Genomic DNA, 373 nt, shown 5'->3' with positions numbered 1-373 from the left:
TTTATATTATTAAATATTTTTTTTTTTTTTTTTTCTTTATTGTATTGTTTTAATTATCAGTATTTATTATCCCAGCGCCTTCAATTGTTTGTAGTAATAAAATATAAAATAAGAAAGATATTTTTTTTTTTTTATTATAAAAAATTTAGACAAAGCTTGCTTTTTGCATACCTTTTTGAAATATTTTACTCAAAAAAAACGAATAGGAAAAAGTGTTGGATAATACAAAAGAACTAACAAAAAACGGTGCGCAAGACCTTTCACCGGCGAATGGCAGGAACGGGTTGCGGGAGAAAAAGCCGAAGACGTATGTGCAGATGTTTTTAGCTCAGCTAACCGAGCCGATGATATACATATTATTGATCGCGATGGC

1 protein-coding gene is annotated in these 373 nt (G+C 29.5%); it reads left to right on the top strand.

The features are described 5' to 3' along the window. Positions 1–212 precede the first annotated feature (212 nt). A partial coding sequence (locus ACYVTD_RS17915) for a cation-transporting P-type ATPase (RefSeq protein WP_461248965.1) occupies positions 213–373 on the top strand: 161 nt, incomplete at its 3' end.

It is taken from the genome of Treponema sp. R6D11 (assembly GCF_054786075.1).
Note: the sequence above shows the minus strand (reverse complement) of the source record. Positions and strands in the feature narration are given on the sequence as shown.